3 protein-coding genes and 1 pseudogene are annotated in these 2178 nt (G+C 54.4%); 2 read left to right on the top strand and 2 right to left on the bottom strand.

Annotated elements, in window-relative coordinates; translation table 11 throughout:
• Window positions 1-18: 18 nt before the first annotated feature.
• Window positions 19-254, top strand: a pseudogene (locus ACP96_RS19670) (DUF6788 family protein); the annotation flags it as partial.
• A 185-nt stretch (window positions 255-439) separates the two neighbouring features.
• Here the strand turns inward: ACP96_RS19670 and ACP96_RS17355 are convergent.
• Entirely contained in the window at window positions 440-940 is a 501-nt protein-coding gene (locus ACP96_RS17355) for a hypothetical protein (protein ID WP_007992836.1), read from the bottom strand.
• A 226-nt stretch (window positions 941-1166) separates the two neighbouring features.
• On the opposite strand from ACP96_RS17355, the gene ACP96_RS17360 reads away from it, so the two are divergent.
• The gene (locus ACP96_RS17360; RefSeq protein ID WP_050034245.1) at window positions 1167-1514 is read left to right on the top strand and encodes a DUF6788 family protein; all 348 of its coding nucleotides are present in this window, start codon (window positions 1167-1169) and stop codon (window positions 1512-1514) included.
• Between the two features lie 64 nt (window positions 1515-1578).
• On the opposite strand, the gene ACP96_RS17365 is transcribed toward ACP96_RS17360, so the two are convergent.
• The gene (locus ACP96_RS17365; RefSeq protein ID WP_050034246.1) at window positions 1579-2010 is read right to left on the bottom strand and encodes a TRAM domain-containing protein; all 432 of its coding nucleotides are present in this window, start codon (window positions 2008-2010) and stop codon (window positions 1579-1581) included.
• Between the last annotated feature and the right edge of the window lie 168 nt (window positions 2011-2178).

Here is a 2178-nt window from a genome sequence, read left to right on the forward strand (position 1 = left end):
AACCCGATGTGATCGACTGAGTATCGCGACCAGCCACTCGGCACCGATGAACTTCCCGAGACAGCTGAATCCGTCAACAAGCCCGACAGTTCAGGAACTGGACCATCGTCAAAGAGAAGATCACCTGTGGCGACGACAGCTGTAAGTGCGCCAGCGGAGATCGTCAGGATATGCACGGCCCGTATCTCTACCGCTACTATCGTGAGAATGGGACGATGAAATCAGAGTACATCGGGAAGCCCGGAAGTGGGTAGTGGTGAGTCGGTCAACGTCGACTAACGAGCATCCCGGGAGAGATACGCTTTTCACTGTACGCACACTTAGACAACGGTATACGATGAACTGGGATAGTGAGCGAGAAATGGCCAAAGACGTCGAGGAGAACGAGGAACTGTACGAGGCGCTCGCAGACGACGATACCGACGACGACAAAGAGTAATCAGCGATACTCTTCAGGAAGGACCTCGCCGAAGAACTGAAGCCAGACGCGATACAGCTCGTCCGTTTCATACAATCTGTCGAGATGGATCGGAGGTATCTCTCTTCGAACGTCGTGTGACTCAGCTCGCACCCGTTTGACCCGCTCCGTCGACCATTCTCCCGGTTCGATCCCGTTGTCACGGAGCAGCTTTCGCAATGTAACGATCGCAGTACGGTGGTTCCCATCCGGGAAGAAGTGTTTCCCTACGAGCGCGTGTATCCAGAGCGCGCACTGTTCGGGAAGCGGCCGGTCAGTTGGGAACTCCTCGAGAACCCGTTCGAGATCGCCGTTTCTCACTCGCCAGATCTCCTTTCGCTGTTCAAGGAACGACTCGTCGTGTGGATTGTCGTAGTGATGGCCGTCTGCTCTCAGAAATTGTGTATTCCGGAATTTGAAGTTCTCCGGCTCGATCGACGAAAGATCCGTGATACGAGGGGCTGGATCCGTCGAGTCTCCCATTCGTTACACGCCCCAACTCATTCGATCTACATTACTTGTGGGGGAGACATGCGTATACGGTTCCTCATCAGACCCGGTCGATACTGATGAATGCCCACAGGGTAGCTCTCACGAGATTGCGACCTACGATCTCGAGTAATTGCTGAAGAGCTCACAGTTGGTAAAGCGAGTTCAACTCCTTATGTGTCACCCGAGCGCTAAAGTGGGACTAGTTGTTACATAAGGTATGGAGGAGCCGTCACCACCCACCTCGCTCCCGAAGTATCTCGCAGAGGGGCTCCCAAAACAGGATACGGAGACACTCCACGAGATACGGAACTCCGTCGAGGCGCTCATCGAGTATCGCGACCAATCGGTTGACACCGAGGAGCTTCCCGAGACTGCGGAGCCCGTCGACGAGTCCGATGGCGCAGGAAGCGGGACCGTCGTCAAAGAGAAGGTCACCTGTGGCGACGATAGCTGTAAGTGCGCCAGCGGAGACCCCGCGGATATGCACGGCCCGTATCTCTATCGCTACTATCGTGAAAACGGGACGATGAAATCGGAGTACATCGGGAAGCCAGGAAGCGAGTAGGGTGGATCAGGATAGTCGGGGTTCCAACGATCCCAGTCAAATAGACAGTGCCAGTAAAACGACGTTACAGCGCCCGTGAGTCGGGTTCGACGATGCTGGCAAACGCGACGTTTGCCTGGACTTGCTCGATCTCGACCGACAGCTCATCACCTGGTTGTCCGCCGGGAACGATCACGACGTAGCCGCGTTCAACCTTCGCAATGCCGTCACCTTGATCACCAGTCGTCTCGATCGTCACGTCGCGGACTTCACCTTCGTCTACGGGAGGACCATCCGACGTCGGAGTTGGTTCTTGAGCAGCCGATTGGGGTTGCTCTTCCTGAGTCTTCTGGCTTGTCGAGGATTCTGATTTCAAGATCGCGACGCGATACGTTTCGTCGGCAGCAAGCGCGTCGTGTTCAATTTCACTCGCGGGGACATCCACAATATACGACCCGTCACGTTCTTCGATTTGAGCACTAAACACAGAGCGAAGCGAATCAGAAATTTCGACCATCAGGTATCACGGGTTGTAGCTAGTCAACGTATCTAAATCTCGCGTTTTGCGCTACTCTGAGGTGGTAATCTAGTGTATGCTGAAGAGAACAAGCAGATCCCGAACAGAAACTCCTCGAAAAGCTAGCAGGCCAGATCGGTCAATACAGATGAAGGACGTACCACTTAG

The organism is Halorubrum halophilum, from assembly GCF_000739595.1.
Classification (GTDB): Archaea; Halobacteriota; Halobacteria; order Halobacteriales; family Haloferacaceae; genus Halorubrum; species Halorubrum halophilum.

What these genes read in the sequence shown, in the direction of transcription:
- ACP96_RS17360 (WP_050034245.1), top strand. Translation starts at nt 1,167, where the DNA reads ATGGAGGAGCCGTCACCACCCACCTCGCTCCCGAAGTATCTCGCAGAG.
- ACP96_RS17365 (WP_050034246.1), bottom strand. Translation starts at nt 2,010, where the DNA reads ATGGTCGAAATTTCTGATTCGCTTCGCTCTGTGTTTAGTGCTCAAATC.
- ACP96_RS17355 (WP_007992836.1), bottom strand. Translation starts at nt 940, where the DNA reads ATGGGAGACTCGACGGATCCAGCCCCTCGTATCACGGATCTTTCGTCG.